Raw genomic sequence first — 16,301 nt, forward strand, 5'->3', positions numbered from 1 at the left:
ACACCAACCAGCACATGGAAAAATACATCATACACCAGCCAAACTATCATAGGTTATTAAAGGAATATAAGGCCGACCTGGAAGCATTAGGTTACGGGCGCAGCAGCGTAAAAACCTATCCCCGTTGTTTACAAGAGTTCTTATCCCGGCTGGAGCAGCAGCAAATTAACAGCATCCGGAAAATACAGCAAGGCCATATCACGGCGCACCATGCCTACCTGCAGCAGCGCCCCACCCTGTACCGGGGCGGCGCATTGAGCGGCAGCACGATCAGCCAGCACCTGTTTGCCATCAGGACATGCTTTGCGTACCTGGAACGCACCGGGCAGATCAAAGAAAACCCCATGAGCGCATTAGCGTTTGCCGCCCCTGTAAAAGCGGAAAGGATCATATTAAGCCCGGCAGAAATCGGCGGCCTGTACGAAGCTGCCGGAACGTTAAGGGACAAAGCTGCGCTTAACCTGTTTTACGGCTGCGGCCTGCGCCGGAGCGAGGCGGTAGCCCTGAATATAAACGACATCCATTTCAAGGCGCAGCTTTTGTATGTAAGGGAGGGCAAAGGCAAAAAAAGACGAGCCATACCGCTAACGGAGAAAGTAGCGGACGGCCTTAAAAACTACCTGCTATATGAACGCAGCCACTATGCACTAAAAGCCTCCCCAACCGGGGGAGGTTTGGAGGGGGCTGCGTTTATCTTAAACAACAGCGGTAGCAGGATGCAAGGTTTGGGTTATGATACGCTGTTAAAAAAACTACTGGAAAAATCAGCCCTTACCCATTTAAAAGGGCAGATCAGTTTGCACCACCTGCGGCACAGCATCGCCTCCCACCTGCTGGAAAACGGCGTAAAAATGACTTATGTAAGGGACTTTTTAGGGCATAGCTGCCTGAATACCACGCAGGTTTATACCCATATCCATCAAAGACAGTTACAGCAATTGAAATGACATTACAGGGATACTTACAGGAGCGGCACCCGCCATCCACCGTTAAAAACTATACGAGGGACATTAATATCTACCTGCAAAGCCACCCCAAAGCCAGCGGGTACGGCTATCAGGAAGTAACAGGCTATATCGGCGAACTGCGGGGCAGGTACAGCAACGCCCGGACGGTTACCCGGATATTACAAGCCTTAAAGAAATATTACCATTACCTTTATTATACCGGGCAGCGCAAAGACAACCCTGCAAAGGCCATCCGGTTAAGGGACAATAAAACCAAGCCCTTGCAATTACAAGACCTGTTTACCACAGAAGATCTGCAAAAACTATTACTCCCCAGGAAAGAAAGATACCCGTTCTTAGCGGACAGAAATAAAACAGTTATGAGTTTATTTGTTAACCAGGGCTTAAAGATCGGGGAAATGATGCAGCTGGACATTCAGCATATTAACCTAAGTGCTGCCAGTATCTTCGTGCCTGGCACCGACAAAACCAATAAGCGGACATTAGCTTTAAAAGCGGAGCAGGTCATGTTACTGCATGGTTATATCAGCGAAGCCAGGCCAAAACTAATAACCGAAAGAACAGGCGGCAGCACCAAACTTTTACTGTCCAAATTAGGGCGGCCTTTGAGTATTCCTGAAATACAATACCTGGTAGAAACTTACGGCCACCTGTACCCCGGACGGCATTTGACGGCGCAGGTCATCAGGCAAAGCGTCATCATGAACCTGCTGAACGCCGGGAACGACGTGCGGGTAGTACAGGTCTTTGCCGGGCATAAACGCCCGGATGCTACCGAGAAATACAAGCAGAGCCATATTGAAACCCTGAAAACGGAAATCCAAAAACACCATCCATTGGCATAATCCCCGGCCTTGCCTGCGCGCGAAACCAAAGCTACATAACATAACAGCTTCTTATGGTACGGCCGCACCGTTCCGCCGCCAAAACCCAAGCCGTCCCATAAGGCCATTATGTTAAATAGCCGCCCGACCCAACCCCTGCCACTGCACAGAAAAAGAGTGCGCTACTCACTCCGTTCAGACAAGGCGCAAGCCACAGGCGTATGGCATTGTGTTTAATTGGGGGCTATCTTCCAAAGCCCCCAAACCCCCGTTGGAGCGTTTACGTGCCGGATGCAAGCCGCACGGCCAGCCCTCTACCCACGCTTACATCCAGCCCGAAAACGTTGGCCTTTCAGGCGGATAAAAACAGCTTTTTATAAATCAGCAAGATGTACAATTGTAATACAATTGAATCTTGCGGCCAAACGCTTTTGGCGTTTAGCAAGATAAACGATTGTCCGACAATCGAATCTTGCCCCATTGCTCCGAAGTCGCCGGGGAACTGCTGAAAGACCTTTGCAACCAGCGGGCGCAAAGGCAAGTTTGCCACGAGCCGACAGGCATCGTGGTAGTTTTTGTGGACACAAAAACACAAACTTGCTGCTTATCGGCTAATTGCTTTACCTGCGTATAGTTGTATAGCTGCTTAGTTGTTTATTGGTCTATTCCTTTAGCTGTCTATAGGTCTATCTGCATATATAAATAAGGGCATAGAGGTTTAGCTGATTAACTGTTAAGCACCAAAAAGCGGGAGAAGACGGGGCTGTCAAGGGAACGTGGAATAAATGGCCATGTGGGTGAAAGGCTTGCGGGTTTATGCCGCGAAAGTCCCTTTACTGCCCTGGCTTCGGCGGCTACCTTTGCGGTACAGATGATCGGCTTTACCATTCACCAGGTGCGCAGGGCAAGCATGGGGAAAGCCGGACAACGGGCAGCTTCGCTGCTTAACATAATGGCATTATGGGACGATAGTACGATAATAAGCTGTTATGTTAAAGTGTCCGGTGGGTGCGGTCGGGTATCGCCTGGGGTAATCAAAACGGCTTCTTCTTTTTTTCAATTGAAAATAAAAACCTTACCTTAACGCCACTAAACGGCGGCTGAAAAGCCGTGCAGGGCGGTTCGTTCTTTAAATGAAAAAGTGGTGCAGGGGAGAATGAGTACCTTTACAATGGCAAAGAACTTCAAGAAGAATTAGGTGTCTATGACTATGGTCACCGAATGTACGATCCAGTAATAGCAAGATGGACAACCATTGACCCAATGGCGGAAAAAGGTAGAAGATGGTCACCTTATGTTTATGGGTTTGATAATTCTATAAGATTTGAAGACCCGGATGGCCAGTGGCCGGATTGGTTAGATAATGCAGTAAAACAAGCAAAAAGTAGTTATAATAATGCTGTAGCTACAACGAAAGCTGTTTATAATACAGCTGTATCAGCCACCAAAAGCGCTTATAATCAAACTGCAACCGCAGTTGTTAAAGCAGGGGTAGCAACGCAAAAGTGGACTACCGATCATAAAGAAGCACTTTTAAGCACAGCAAAAAGCATGCAGGAGACAGGCGATAAAACGGCTGCTGCGGGTGCGGTTATGGCAATTGCTGGGGCACCTGTAGCGGGAGTTGGAGCAGCGCCGGGAGCCGCAGTTGCAACTTCAGGTGCAATAGTATCTGGCGTAGGCACACTTCTCGAAGTAGGGGTTGAATTAATAACAGGTGATGATAAAAAAGCTGCTGTTACAGTTACCAACGAGGCTGTAAATAGAGGGTTGGAAAAGTTAGGGGAGAAAGCACTCGACGATGCAATGCCGGGAGCATCAGAGTTATCGAAGGTGATGGCTGGCGGACTAAATAGCCTTATGTTGCAAGGTGTTAAAAGCCAAACAGATAAAGTGGTAGATAAGTATAAAGAAAGTTTAGATAAAAAGAAAGAAAAGTAGTATGGATTTGCAACGTTTTTTTTGGGGAATCGCTTTTTTTATTGGAGGACTACTTATGTTGTTTTACATTATAAGGAAGAAGCCAGCTTCTGAAAAAACCAACTGGCAAGGGCAATGGATAAGTCAATATATTCATTTTTGGATAACTGCGATTATGGGTATAATTGTTGGGTTAGTTTTTATTATAGAATCACTTGCCAGGTAATTAAATAATTGATCATATGACACTTAGTATATTTCTTAGTTTTTTTTCTTCTCTTTTGCTGATTTTTATAGGTATTATACTCAAAGTTTCAACAGATGAAAAGTGGCGACCATATAAAAAATATTGGTTGTGGTTAATCATCTTTGGTTCACTTTTACTTCTTTTAAAAGTTTATAAATACCTATTGTAAGTTGTAGTATAAAATTGATTGATAGCTATAATGGTGTTTCAACAAAGCCCGGCCATGCCGGGCTTTGTTGTCATTAAGGCTATCTGTTTAGCTGTATATACAACTATCTGACTATCTGTTAAGGTGTTTGTTTTTATAGTTGCAAGTTGTGTTTTTGGGTACCCCAAAAACTTACTTGCCCTACCGCCAGTTGGCGGTAAGGGATTGGTCGGCCTGCGCAACTTGGCCGCCCCTAAACCCCGCTTTGCACTTGTATAAAACAACGGCCAGCTTGTAAAGAACAAACCTGATGGGTTCGGCACGGTATAAATGGGCTTTTACTTTGCTGCCTGGTAACACTCAAAACCGGGCTTGCAATGAACAGGATATTATATGTAGCCCGTAAAGCCAAAGGCTTAACGGAGCAAAAGATGGCAGCTTTTTTAGAAGTTGATGAAACCACCTATAAAGAAATAGAATTGTGTTTAGCCGATATATCGGCAGCGCAGGGTATAAAGCTTGGCAAATTGTTTGATCTGCCGCCGGATTACTTCCTGGTAAACGAAGAAATGGCCAGCCAAAGACGTTTAAAGGTTATCCAACAGGCCACCGAATTAGTGAGCCAAAAAGAGTTTGCAGAAGTGCCGCCCGGCACCCATATCCTTATTGCAAAATTGGGGATGCATGCCATTCTTACTATTCAGGAGTTAAATACCGTACTGCTTCAACTTCATGAAACGACTATGGAAAATGAAGCGATCCGTAAAATGTATAAGCTAAAATAACCGGCTTGTTATTTACCTGCTTTCAGCAGTTCAACCTTTTCACGTTCGCTTTGCAGCAAACGTTCATAAAGCTTTTTGTTCTCCTCAATTACTTCGAGCAGCTTATCCATCGGGTTAAAGTTGAGGGTACAGTTATTGTTAACAGAACCTGCATTATCATGCAGTGTACTTGAAATGATATTGATCACGGCTTCTTCGCTAAAGTTCTTAATGGCTTCGGCAGTAACGCCCAACACCTGGGCGATCTGTTGCAGCTTGTCTTCCTCTACGGTTTCGCTTTGCTCAATCCGGGAAATTGACTGCTGGCTAACGCCCAATTCAGAAGCCAAAAACTCTTGTTTGATGCCACGCAATTCTCTTATGCGCCCTATCTTTCTGCCGATGTGGATTGTCTCTGCCATAGTCTGAAAATATTAATGGGAATAAGCTTTTTTGTTTTTAAAGTCCCTAATAAGCGCATCAAGGGTTATGTAAATATGATCCTTGTCCTTATCGGTAAGTTTAGTTACTTCCTGTACCCTGTCAAGGGTGTTTTTATCCAGTTCAATATCGGAGTTACCAGCGAGGTAATCTAATGATACTTCCAGAGCCTGGGCGATCTTTACCGCCATTTCTATGGTAGGCCTCACTTCGCCACGTTCATATCTTCCGTAGGCATCCCCATTGATACCAATCTTTTTACCAGTCTCCGCCTGGGATAGATTCTTCCTTTTTCTCACCAGTGTTAAACGTTCCCCGAAAGTCATATTTGTATGATTTAATGCACCTAAATGTGTGATTATGTAAAGATATAAACAAAACTTGTAGGATAAAAATCATCAATGTTTGTTTTAGTCATACAGGTTTTATAGTTTTACGGCAAGTTTGTAGGATTTCAGAAATGTAAAAATAAATTTCAATGGAAATAGAAGACATCAAAACGCAGCTATTAATGAAGTCGGTATTACAGCATTACCAGTTGTACCCTGACAAGCAAGCCCGTTTATGCTGCCCGTTCCATGAAGATAAAACGCCGAGTTTGCAGGTGTACTACAAAACGCAGACGGCGTACTGTTTCAGCAGCAATTGCAGCACCCACGGCAAGAGTATGGACGTGATCGACTTTATTATGCACAAGGAAAACCTGACCAAGCACGAGGCCATAGAAAAAGCGGTGCAGCTGATCGGCGGCCACAACACCGGTAACCAGGCGCAGCAGTTAACCAAGCAAGCGGTACTCACCAAAATGTTCAGCTACTTTAAAAATGCGGTGCATAACAGCAAGCCAGCGCAGGAATACCTGCAAAGCCGTAGCCTTGACTTTAAGCAAACGGAGGTCGGCTATAATGCAGGGCAGTACCACCACGGCACCAGGAAAGACGAAGCCCTGATCAAAAGCTGCATAGCAGTGGGCTTGCTACAGGACAGCGGGAATAAAAGCAAAACTGGTGAAGCCGCTTATAACGTTTTCGGCAAATGGTGCGTGGTATTCGGGCTGAAAGACAAAGACGGGCATATCGCAGGCCTTTACTTTAGAAGCACCTTAAACGACAAGGAAAGCAAACACTTTTACCTGAAAGACCGGGCAGGCCTGTACCCGGCTTACCCGAAACCTGATACCAAAAAGCTGATATTGACCGAAGCCATCATTGATGCGGCCACGCTGTTACAAATCCCGCAGATCTCCGCAGCTTACAGCGTACTTTCCTGTTACGGCACCAATGGCCTGACCGATGAACATATAAAAGCGATCAAAGGCTTAACAGACCTGGAAGAAGTGATCTTCTTCTTTGACGGCGACCAGGCAGGCACGGCAGCGGTAAAAAAGTACGGCAAATCCTTATCCGAATTATTACCAAATACAAAAATAACAGCGGTACAAACGCCGGAGGGCGAAGACATCAATAGCCTGGCACAGGGGCATGAAGCGGAAATGTTAATCCACCTGCTCGATGAAAGAGCGGAGCAAAAACCCAAAAGCGGCCAGGTTCTTTTTTCAACTGAAAAAAATGACGAAGTCGTTATCAGCCCTGCAACCCCGGCCTTAGATTGCAGTAACCCCCACCAAATCAAATTCACGACCGCCACCGCCAAATATTACGTGCAGGGCGGGCTAAAAAAAGAACTGGACAGCTTAAAAATAACGCTTGCGATAGAAAACCCGGCTTTGCCCTACCTGAAAAGCCGCTTAAAATACGACCTGTATAATGACAAGGATGTGGAGCGCAACACGAAAGAGGCCGCCGATAAACTGAACTTACGGGCAGACTTATTACAAACAGACATCAGCCTGTTGACCGACCTGCTGGAAGCGGAACGGGATAAACAAGTTACAAAATCTAACGAAAACCCCACCGGGGCACCGGCATACCAAATGAACGAAGAAAGCAAAAAGAAGTGCCTGGACTTCTTAAACAAACCCGGCCTTATCCAAAATATCAATGCGCTGATCGGCAAGGCTGGCGTAACGGGCGAAGAAACCAACCGTATCTTTTTATACTGTATCGCATCCAGTTACAAAATGAATGACACGCTGCACGCCCTGGTACAGGGCAGCAGCGGCAGCGGTAAAACGCACCTGATTATCAAAATAGCGGGGCTGATGCCGCCGGAAGATGTAACCGCATTGACCAGGGTAACGGAAAGCAGCTTTTATAATTACGGCGAATACGAACTCTCGCATACGCTGTTATGCTTTGAAGACCTGGACGGCATGAAAGAAGAAGCCCTACTCGCCCTGCGGGAACTGATGAGCCGGGAGGTGCTGACCAGCAGCACCAGTATCAAAGACGAAAGCGGCAATATCCGGGCGGCGGTAAAAACGGTAAGAGGGCCGATAGCCAGCCTGTCGGCCACTACTAAAGGCGAAATCTATGAGGACAATATGGGCAGGGCTTTTTTGATCGCCGTTGACGAAAGCAAGGCACAGACCCAAAAGATCATCCAATATCAGAACGACAAGGCGGCAGGCCTGACCGATACCGGCAAAGAAAAAGACATCAAAGCTTTTCTGCAAAACTGTATCCGGCTGTTAAAACCTTATGAGGTCATTAACCCATACGCCAATAAAATACAGTTGCCCGACGAAGTGCATAAGATCAGGCGGCTCAACGAACTGTACCAGGCCTTTGTCAAACAGGTTACTTTATTAAACCAGTACCAAAGGAAGAAAGACGAAAGAGGCAGGCTGATCGCAGAAAAGGGAGACCTGAAAACAGCCTGCGATATCATGTTTGAAAGCATACTGTTGAAAGTGGACGAACTGGACGGGAGTTTAAGGCAATACTTCGAGCAGGTAAAAAGCTATATCAGCGGCAAGGTGGAGATTATGATGAATGAGACCACACCATTTCGGCGCAAGCTGACCCACTGTTTCGGGGCAAACTGACCATGGTATTTCGGGGCAAACTGACCCACCAAAACTCGTAGCAAATGCTGTAGAAGCAACCATCTTTTGAGGGCAAAAGACCCGTTCTAAGATGGCCAATTTGACAATCAGCATGAGTAAGATTAGAAAGATTTTAAGGATGAACAGCCAGGGTCGCAGCACGCGATTTATAGCTGCCCAGATTGATTCATCCCGGAATACCGTAAGAAAGTACCTGGCCGTCCTTAAGAAGAGCGGCTTTACCTTTGAAGAAGTTAATAGCCTGAATGATAAGGAACTGGAAGATATTTTCGGCAAGACCAGGGAAAACAACCAGCCAAGCAGCCGTATGCAATCCATGCTGCGCTGCTTTCCGCACGTCGATAAAGAGCTCAAAAAGACCGGTATGAACCGGCAACTCCTGTGGGAAGCCTATATCAAAGAGTTTCCTGACGGCTATAAGTACACCCAGTTTTGCACGTATTACAACCAATGGAAGACCAGGGTCAACCCGACCATGCACATGGATCACAAGGCCGGAGACAAGCTATACGTTGATTTTGCGGGTGAAAAGATGAGCTATACGGACAAGGAAACCGGTGAAGTCATTGAAGTAGAAGTCTTTGTAGCAATCCTTGGGGCCAGTCAGCTCACCTATGTAGAGGCTGTTATGAGCCAGCAAAAGGAAGACTTTATCGCAGCCTGCGAGAATACCCTGCACTTTATCGGCGGCGTTCCTGCCGCCATTGTACCGGATAACCTGAAGGCGGCTGTAACCAAAAGCAGCCGCTATGAACCAACCCTTAACGAAACATTTGAAGACTTCGCCGACCATTATGGGACTACCATTCTACCAGCGCGGGCGTACCGCCCGCGTGACAAGGCATTAGTAGAAGGTGCCGTTAAGATCATTTATACCAAGGTATACGCCCCTTTAAACAAGCATGTCTACCATTCTTTAACAGAACTCAATACAGCGATCTGGCAGGCCCTGGAAGTCCATAACAGCCAGTTGCTTAAGGGTCGCAATTATAGCAGGATACTACAGTTTGAAGAGATCGAGCGTGGGGCCCTGGCACCGCTACCTGTCCTGCGTTACCAGTTCAAAAAACACTTTTATGCCAGGGTGATCAAGAATGGCCATGTCAATCTCGGCCCTGATAAACACTATTACAGTGTGCCTTATCGCTTCATCGGCAAGCGGGTTAAGCTATTATACTCCCGCACTATTGTAGAGATCTACTCCAATTATGAGCGTATCGCTTTGCACCCGCGCGAAAAGAACCCCTATGGTTATACTACTGACAAAGAACACATGGCCAGCGCTCACCGCTTTAAAAGTGACTGGACACCAGATATGTTCCTCAATTGGGCGGCCTCCATTCATGAGGATGTCAGGCTATATATCCTTCAGATACTGGAGCGTAAACAACACCCCGAACAGGCTTACAAATCCTGCCTGGGGGTACTTGGCTTTGCAAAAAAAGCAGGGAATGACCGGTTAATAATGGCCTGTCAGCGAGGGCTCAGTTATGGCCTTTATAGCTATAAAACGATACAAACCATATTGGAAAACAAGATGGACAACTATGAGGAAAGCATATTTGCCGATGAGCTACCCATGCCTGATCATGGTAATATCCGGGGAAAAGACTATTACAAATAACCATTTAAAACAACAATAACATGAACACAAGCACCTTAGACAAACTGCGGAAGATGAAGTTCTTCGGCATGTTCCATGCCTTTAAAAGCAGTATGGAAACCGGTAAAACAAACGATTACACGGCAGATGAACTACTGGCCCACCTGGTAGATGCAGAATGGGACGACCGGCAGAACAGGCGTATCGAACGCACGATCCTATATGCCCGGTTCCGCTATAAAGCTTCAATTGAAGATGTTCATTATCATGCCGACCGAAGTATCGACCGCAACCAGATCATGCGCCTGGCAGATTGTACGTTTGTTGACCGCTTCGAGAACCTGCTGATCACCGGCAGTACCGGTATCGGTAAAAGCTATATTGCTTCTGCTGTGGGCTACCAGGCCTGTGTATTGGGCTACCGGGTATTGTACACCAGTACACCCAAACTGTTCGCTAAACTGAAGATGGCCAAGGCGGACGGCTCCTACATGAAAGAGCTGGCTAAGATCGAAAGACAGCAATTGCTCATACTCGACGACTTTGGTATCCAGCCTTTTGATGCACAAAGCAGGGCTGCGCTAATGGAGATCATTGAGGACAGGCACGGTAAGACCTCGCTGATCATCACTTCGCAGTTGCCAGTGAGCAAATGGTTTGAAGTGATCGGTGAAAAAACGGTTGCTGATGCGATCCTTGACCGGATCGTTCATGATGCACACCGCATCGAGTTAAAGGGAGAATCTATGAGAAGAAAACGTAATGTTGAACCAGAAAACAGCCATTAATGAAATTACCTTTTAAATAACTATTTTTGTACATGCTTTTATAGCATTTGCTGCAACCCAAAAGTCAGCTAACCCCTGGGTCAATTTGGCCCGAAACAGGGTGGTCAACATCTCCATAATATACATTATCGCCCTCGTGCGTGGTAACGGCGTTTACAAATGGTATTTCGGCCCAGATCACAAATCCCAGGCTATCGCATTTAGAGTAAATATATTCAGCCTGCTGATAATGGGCAAAGCGGATAGAGGTAGCACCTATTTCATAGATCATATCCAGATCCGTTTCGTGCTGTTTATTGCTTAATGCGCTGCCAGAGCTCTGCCATTCCTGGTGGCGGCAAACACCATATAAACGGTAAGACTCGCCATTCAAATAAAACCCTTTACCCGCTACAATCGCAAAGTACCGCAAGCCAAGTGGCTGGGTAACTGCGTCTGTTACCTTACCATCCTGAATGATTGAAGTGGTAAGCGAATATAAATAAGGGTCTTTACGGGCATTCCACAAATGCGGATTGGCCAATTGAAGTTGCTGATCAATGATATTGATGCCCTGCGGTCTTACCGTTGCCTGTCGCTGTATTTGTTTTACTATTTTCCCATCCTTATCACAGATCGCTGTTTGCACAATTACTTGCCGCGTGTGGTCTTCTTTGTTTTCTATTTTGGCCGTTACTGTAATATCGGCTTTTTTATTACTGGTATTTTGTTTGATATAAATGCCCGGCGAGGCATAATCGGTTGTGGTGATATTAATCTTATTGGTAATAATCAGTTCGGCAGGGCGATAAATTCCGCCAAATACGCCAAACAATCTATTGTTGGTTGGGATAACGTCAGTGCGTTCCTCATTATTAACTTTTACTAAGATGGTGTTGGTCGTATCATATTTTAATGAGTTGCTGATCTCAAAACAAAAAGCCGAGTAAGCGCCTTTATGCTCACCTATAAATTTATTATTCACATATAAATCAGCAACTGTGCCTACTCCTTCAAAGCGGATAAAAACCCGTTTATCTTTCCATTCATTTTTTGCAACAATCTCTTTCTTATAAAAAGCATCACCTGTATAAAAGCCCTTGCCGCTCTGCATATCCTTATTATTCCAGGTATGCGGGATAGTCACATTTTCCCAATTACCATCGGCAAAAGCAATATTGGTGTTATAGGATGCTTTCTTAAACTTCCAGTCCTGGTTAATTGCTAAAACCTGGCGCGATTGGGCTAATGTGTAGTTAGCCAGCATTAGCTGCAAACCCAATAATAAAAGGCCTAAACTTTTTGAATAGGAGTTTGATATAAATTGCAGCATACAGTTAGTGTTATAGATTTATAAATTGTTTACCATCATTTAATTTGGGCACTGACTATCAATAGAAAAAAGCTTAATAAAAGAGCGAATTTACAATGCGGTTATTGATGATATTGAATACGGTGCAATTTCCAATGCCTTTATAAATGCGCCGGAATCTGTTTGTCGTAGGCCAAATACCAATACATTCTTTTCACCTTTCCCAAATTTCAGCCAACATTCCGGTAAATAAAATTCACGTTGCGGGCCCACTTCCCAATGGCGGCCGATATTGTTCCCATTCAGCCACATATAGCCATTTCCGGATGCGTTGATACGGGCTAGCCATGTTGATTGACTGGCAGAGGCTGGTAATTCAAATTCCACTCTATACCAGGTAACCAATGCCGTTGGCGTATTTTTAGGTTGAATTCTATTTCCTTTCCGTGGTATAACAGTAATTGTATCAAGCGCAACCTTTTTCCATTTTTTCGCATCGAAATCCGGAAGAGTCCAACCGTTAGTAACCCCGGCCAAATCCTGGGCTACCTGCCATTGAAGCGGCTGCGTAATGCTTTTTGTAGTATTTGATAAACCGCCTTTCTTAATACCGGCAAGTTCTTCCATTGGCATATAGCCATGCGCATGGCCTAAATTTTCATAAACCACCACAATTTCATTATCACCTTTTTTTAGTAATCCGGTTACATCAAACTGATTATCGAATGTGTTTGAATCAATCCGGGTAAAGCAATCACGGGTAGGCCATGATTGTGCATCGGCTTTATCGGGGAAGATACGTTTGGCAAGTTTGCCATTCACCTGCGCCATAACAATATCACGCGTAAACATGTTGAATAGTAACTTGGTTTCAGTTGCTACCTGATCAGCATTAAGATTTACCCGGCAGCGATAGTAGCTATACCGGAAATCATTCACTCCTATTTCTGACAGCGATTTTCCGTCTTCCAATGGTTGCCATTTTGCTTCTGCAAAAGGGTCATCGTGCTTAACTGCAGTAGCAATACGAACGCGAGCAGGGACTTGGCTTAAATGAGTTTCAGTAGTTTGGCTTTTGGGCCACCACTCCCCTTTATCGGGAGTAGCACCCGGAGGTATTACCAGCACTTTAGCGCCAAGGTCCGCAAGTTCATAGTTTACCTCAAATGGGCTGATAGTAAGCTTTGCCGAAGTATCTGCACCTGTTGTACTGATAAGTACTTTCTCTCCATTCTGATTGATGTTATAGATCGGATCAGCGGGACGAACAATTTTTCCGGGCACAATTGTTATTGTACCTGATAGTGATTTTTTTGCATCGGTATTATGCAGGAAAACAAACTTGGTTCCATCGGGTGCTATACGCACGCCACCAAAAAGTTCTTTGGGAGCAGCATTGCCCGCAACTTTAAGTTCGCAAGGACCTCCCTGGGTATACAAAAGTTTATCACCATATTTTTTAATGAATTCGCCAATACCTTTAGCGGCAAAATATTTAGGTGATAATTCTCCATTCTCACGTATTGCAGCATTATAATCATAGCTGGTAGTCATGCCACGCGCACCCCAGCCAGCAAAATGGGTTCCGCCATAAAACATATAATAATTCAGGCCGGAGGCACCACCCAATAAACTCATTAACCCAATAGCGTTAAAGTGGCGGGCATCGGAATAGTTTTCGTCGCTGAGCCTGCCGGTTACCAGCGAAAACCATCCACCCTGTAATTCGGTAACAAACCCGGGAGCATCAGGCTGGCTGCGCCGCAACTGTGCCATACGATAGGCACAGCTCGGTGCTTCATTTAACCCGACATAGTAATTATCACAATCGAACACCTGTGAAAGCTCAGGCTTTTTACTCTCACGGCATTCAGCTGTTAAGCAGGTAAATATCGGCACATCAATACCATTGTTTTTTGCCGATCTGTAAAGTGCTCTCAATAAATCCTCTTTGCCTGGTCCATCAAAAGCATCATACTCATTTTCAATCTGCACCATAATAATCCCTTTACTGCCTTTTGGCTTTCGGGTAAGCTGCTCTTTGGCAAGCACCTTACAAACTGCATTGTACCAATGCTCCGACCATTTGATATGTTCCGGATCGGCGCTACGTAGCCAAAAATCACCCTTACCTGGGCCATATTTTGCTAGCCATTGCGGATATCCACCACCAGACCATTCCGCACAAATAAATGGCCCCGGACGAACTACGGTATATAATCCAAATTCATCCTGCGCCATTTTTAGCCACTCCTTCAGGTCGGTAAAATCAAATTTAGATGTATCCGAGATGCTGGCAGGCATGTCACGTTCGTGCCAGTTCCATGGCACATAAGTCTCAACCGTGTTAAAACCGGCTTCCTTTATTTTCTTAAATCTATCGCGCCATAGTTCTTTCGGGCATCTAAAATAATGGAAGGCCGCACTATACATGAAAAAATCTTTGCCTTCAATCTTCATGCTGTTCCCGTCGTATCTAATACGGTCGGGATGGGCGAACTGCTTAATCACAGGAACGCTGGCGGAGCTTTTTGCCGGTTCAATATTTGTGTAATGGAACCAGTTAAAATCAGCGTAACCACCCACGCCAGTTTTATTGGTATTATAGTTGAACAATGCAAAACGATTGGCTGTCCAATCTAACCCCAGTCCCATTTTCAATTCATTACCTATAGGCTGATAGTTTTTGCCATCAACGCTATAAGCAAATGATGCTTTAAAGCCAATATGTGTAACACTGGCCTTAAACCAAATCGTATTACCCGTAAAGTTTACAGTGGTAATAGTGGTGTCATTATTAACCATTACAATTGTCCTTTTCGTCCCGTTTTGTTGCACCGAAACAAAGGCATAAGGAAACTGAAAAACACCAAATCCGGCTACATCACCATCTTTCATGCCGTTCACCTGCATTTCAACCGAGCCTTCTGAATAGGGGCCTTGCACACGTTGGGTAAGCGTATTGCGGGCATCAGCCAAATTTTTGGCGTTGTTCGCTTTCAATTGCATATACCCTTTATGTTCAGTCAGTGACCATTTTTGTGGATCGGGGTTATGATTCCATTGCCACTGTAAACCAAGCTTGGGCGAATTAAATTCATCAGCTGTAGCGGGGACTGTGATAGGGTAAACGCCCCCTACATTGGGCTTTTTAAAGGTATCTACTCCTTTGCCATTTTCTCCTAACATGGGCCAGCCATCTACCCATGTAACAGGCTCCAGGTTAGGCACGCGACCAATAGGGCCGCGATCCTGCATAATAATAAACCACCAGGAACCATCTTTCAATTGTACCATACCCCCTTGATGCAGTCCATTGCCGGGATAAGTATGATCGTCATTGATAACTACTTTTGATTCGTAAGGCCCGTAGATGTTATCTGAACGAAGACAGACCTGTCGCCCCTTTGTTCCGCCTGTAGACCCCAGCAGGTAGTATTTGCCATTTACCTTGTATAAATGAGAACCCTCCAAGTAGGGATATTTAGGATTGTTGTATATTTCTTTTTGAGGAACTTTTACGGAACGGGCATCACTGTTCAACTCCGTTATGAATAGTTTTTGTTGTCCGTGCGCTACATAAACTTTTCCGTCGTCATCAAAAAACAAGCCTGGGTCATACAGTGATTCCTTAAAAATGGTTCTGGTCCATGGCCCATTGACATCCTTAGCTGTGCATATAGAAAAATGTCCCTCTTTTGTACCGAATCCGCTCGGGGTACAAAAGCCGGCATAAAAGGTGCCATTATGATAACGAAGCGTAGATGCCCAGGAACCGTTCAAATACATACTACCGCCCTTCATATCATAGCGGGGATCCTCATCGTAACGCGGAACAGCGTAGCCTGCCATCTCCCAATTAACCAGGTCCTTTGATTTAGCAATAGGGCAACCGGGAACATAATGCATACTGGTGGAAATGAAATAGAATTCGTCACCCACACGAATAATATCAGGATCGGGCCAATCGCCCCACATCAAGGGATTGGTAAATGTACCGTTACCATTATCCGGGGTCCAAACCTGTGTTTGCTGCTTTTTTACCTGGGCAAATAACCCAATAGTATAAAACAACAATGAGAATAATAAAACAGTCCTTTTTATAGCTTTAGTCATTTTAGCTTTATTGATTTTTTTCTTGAAAATTCTCTTCTGGCATCGATTGTTATTTACCCTCTTTAAAGGGTTAATAAGGTTGGTTCATAATTTATTTGATTAGTAGAGAGGTGAATAATGTTAGATATTTACTAATTCGATCCCAATTTAGGAAGGCATTAAAGCAAATGCCTAATTAATATACCACTCAACTCAACACAAACGTTTGTTTGACGGTTATTTT

Annotated in this window: 12 protein-coding genes and 1 pseudogene; 8 read left to right on the forward strand and 5 right to left on the reverse strand. The window is 45.0% G+C overall.

All coding sequences use genetic code 11. The features are described 5' to 3' along the window. Positions 1–14: 14 nt before the first annotated feature. From BLU33_RS23595 to BLU33_RS23615, 4 genes and pseudogenes are all read left to right on the forward strand, one after another. Positions 15–947: a tyrosine-type recombinase/integrase gene (locus tag BLU33_RS23595; protein ID WP_091379309.1), complete on the forward strand. Its 933-nt coding sequence runs from the start codon at positions 15–17 to the stop codon at positions 945–947. Beyond that, a complete protein-coding gene (locus BLU33_RS23600) occupies positions 944–1,813 on the forward strand; it encodes a tyrosine-type recombinase/integrase (RefSeq protein ID WP_091379312.1) in 870 nt (289 codons plus the stop codon). Before BLU33_RS23595 ends, BLU33_RS23600 begins: the two co-directional genes overlap by 4 nt. Before the next feature lie 772 nt (positions 1,814–2,585). Then, the gene (locus BLU33_RS23610) at positions 2,586–2,876 is read left to right on the forward strand and encodes a hypothetical protein (RefSeq protein ID WP_091379318.1); all 291 of its coding nucleotides are present in this window, start codon (positions 2,586–2,588) and stop codon (positions 2,874–2,876) included. Between the two features lie 125 nt (positions 2,877–3,001). Further along, positions 3,002–3,733, forward strand: a pseudogene (locus BLU33_RS23615) (RHS repeat-associated core domain-containing protein); the annotation flags it as partial. Positions 3,734–4,166: 433 nt separating this feature from the next. On the opposite strand, the gene BLU33_RS23625 reads toward BLU33_RS23615, so the two are convergent. Beyond that, positions 4,167–4,430 (reverse strand): hypothetical protein, encoded by a 264-nt coding sequence (locus BLU33_RS23625; RefSeq protein WP_091379295.1) that lies wholly within the window; start codon positions 4,428–4,430, stop codon positions 4,167–4,169. A 54-nt stretch (positions 4,431–4,484) separates the two neighbouring features. On the opposite strand from BLU33_RS23625, the gene BLU33_RS23630 reads away from it, so the two are divergent. Further along, a complete protein-coding gene (locus BLU33_RS23630; RefSeq protein ID WP_091379298.1) occupies positions 4,485–4,892 on the forward strand; it encodes a hypothetical protein in 408 nt (135 codons plus the stop codon). An 8-nt stretch (positions 4,893–4,900) separates the two neighbouring features. Here BLU33_RS23630 and BLU33_RS23635 read toward each other — a convergent pair whose 3' ends face one another. Both BLU33_RS23635 and BLU33_RS23640 read right to left on the reverse strand, forming a co-directional pair. Continuing rightward, entirely contained in the window at positions 4,901–5,293 is a 393-nt protein-coding gene (locus tag BLU33_RS23635; protein ID WP_091379300.1) for a helix-turn-helix domain-containing protein, read from the reverse strand. A 12-nt stretch (positions 5,294–5,305) separates the two neighbouring features. Continuing rightward, the gene (locus BLU33_RS23640) at positions 5,306–5,638 is read right to left on the reverse strand and encodes a helix-turn-helix domain-containing protein (RefSeq protein WP_091379303.1); all 333 of its coding nucleotides are present in this window, start codon (positions 5,636–5,638) and stop codon (positions 5,306–5,308) included. 152 nt (positions 5,639–5,790) lie between these two features. Between BLU33_RS23640 and BLU33_RS23645 the strand changes: the two genes are divergently transcribed. The 3 genes from BLU33_RS23645 (at position 5,791) to istB (ending at position 10,671) form a co-directional block, all read left to right on the forward strand. Further along, on the forward strand, positions 5,791–8,259 hold the full coding sequence (locus BLU33_RS23645; protein ID WP_091379321.1) for a CHC2 zinc finger domain-containing protein: 2,469 nt from the start codon (positions 5,791–5,793) through the stop codon (positions 8,257–8,259). Between the two features lie 112 nt (positions 8,260–8,371). After that, complete coding sequence (gene istA, locus BLU33_RS23650) at positions 8,372–9,904, forward strand: IS21 family transposase (protein WP_232009318.1); 1,533 nt, start codon at positions 8,372–8,374, stop codon at positions 9,902–9,904. Between the two features lie 20 nt (positions 9,905–9,924). Beyond that, a complete protein-coding gene (gene istB / locus BLU33_RS23655; RefSeq protein WP_091369152.1) occupies positions 9,925–10,671 on the forward strand; it encodes an IS21-like element helper ATPase IstB in 747 nt (248 codons plus the stop codon). 64 nt (positions 10,672–10,735) lie between these two features. On the opposite strand, the gene BLU33_RS23660 is transcribed toward istB, so the two are convergent. Beyond that, positions 10,736–11,983 (reverse strand): glycoside hydrolase family 2 protein, encoded by a 1,248-nt coding sequence (locus BLU33_RS23660; RefSeq protein ID WP_091379324.1) that lies wholly within the window; start codon positions 11,981–11,983, stop codon positions 10,736–10,738. A gap of 90 nt (positions 11,984–12,073) precedes the next feature. After that, positions 12,074–16,078: a beta-galactosidase gene (locus tag BLU33_RS25440; RefSeq protein ID WP_197684536.1), complete on the reverse strand. Its 4,005-nt coding sequence runs from the start codon at positions 16,076–16,078 to the stop codon at positions 12,074–12,076. Between the last annotated feature and the right edge of the window lie 223 nt (positions 16,079–16,301).

It is taken from the genome of Mucilaginibacter mallensis (assembly GCF_900105165.1).
GTDB lineage: Bacteria > Bacteroidota > Bacteroidia > Sphingobacteriales > Sphingobacteriaceae > Mucilaginibacter > Mucilaginibacter mallensis.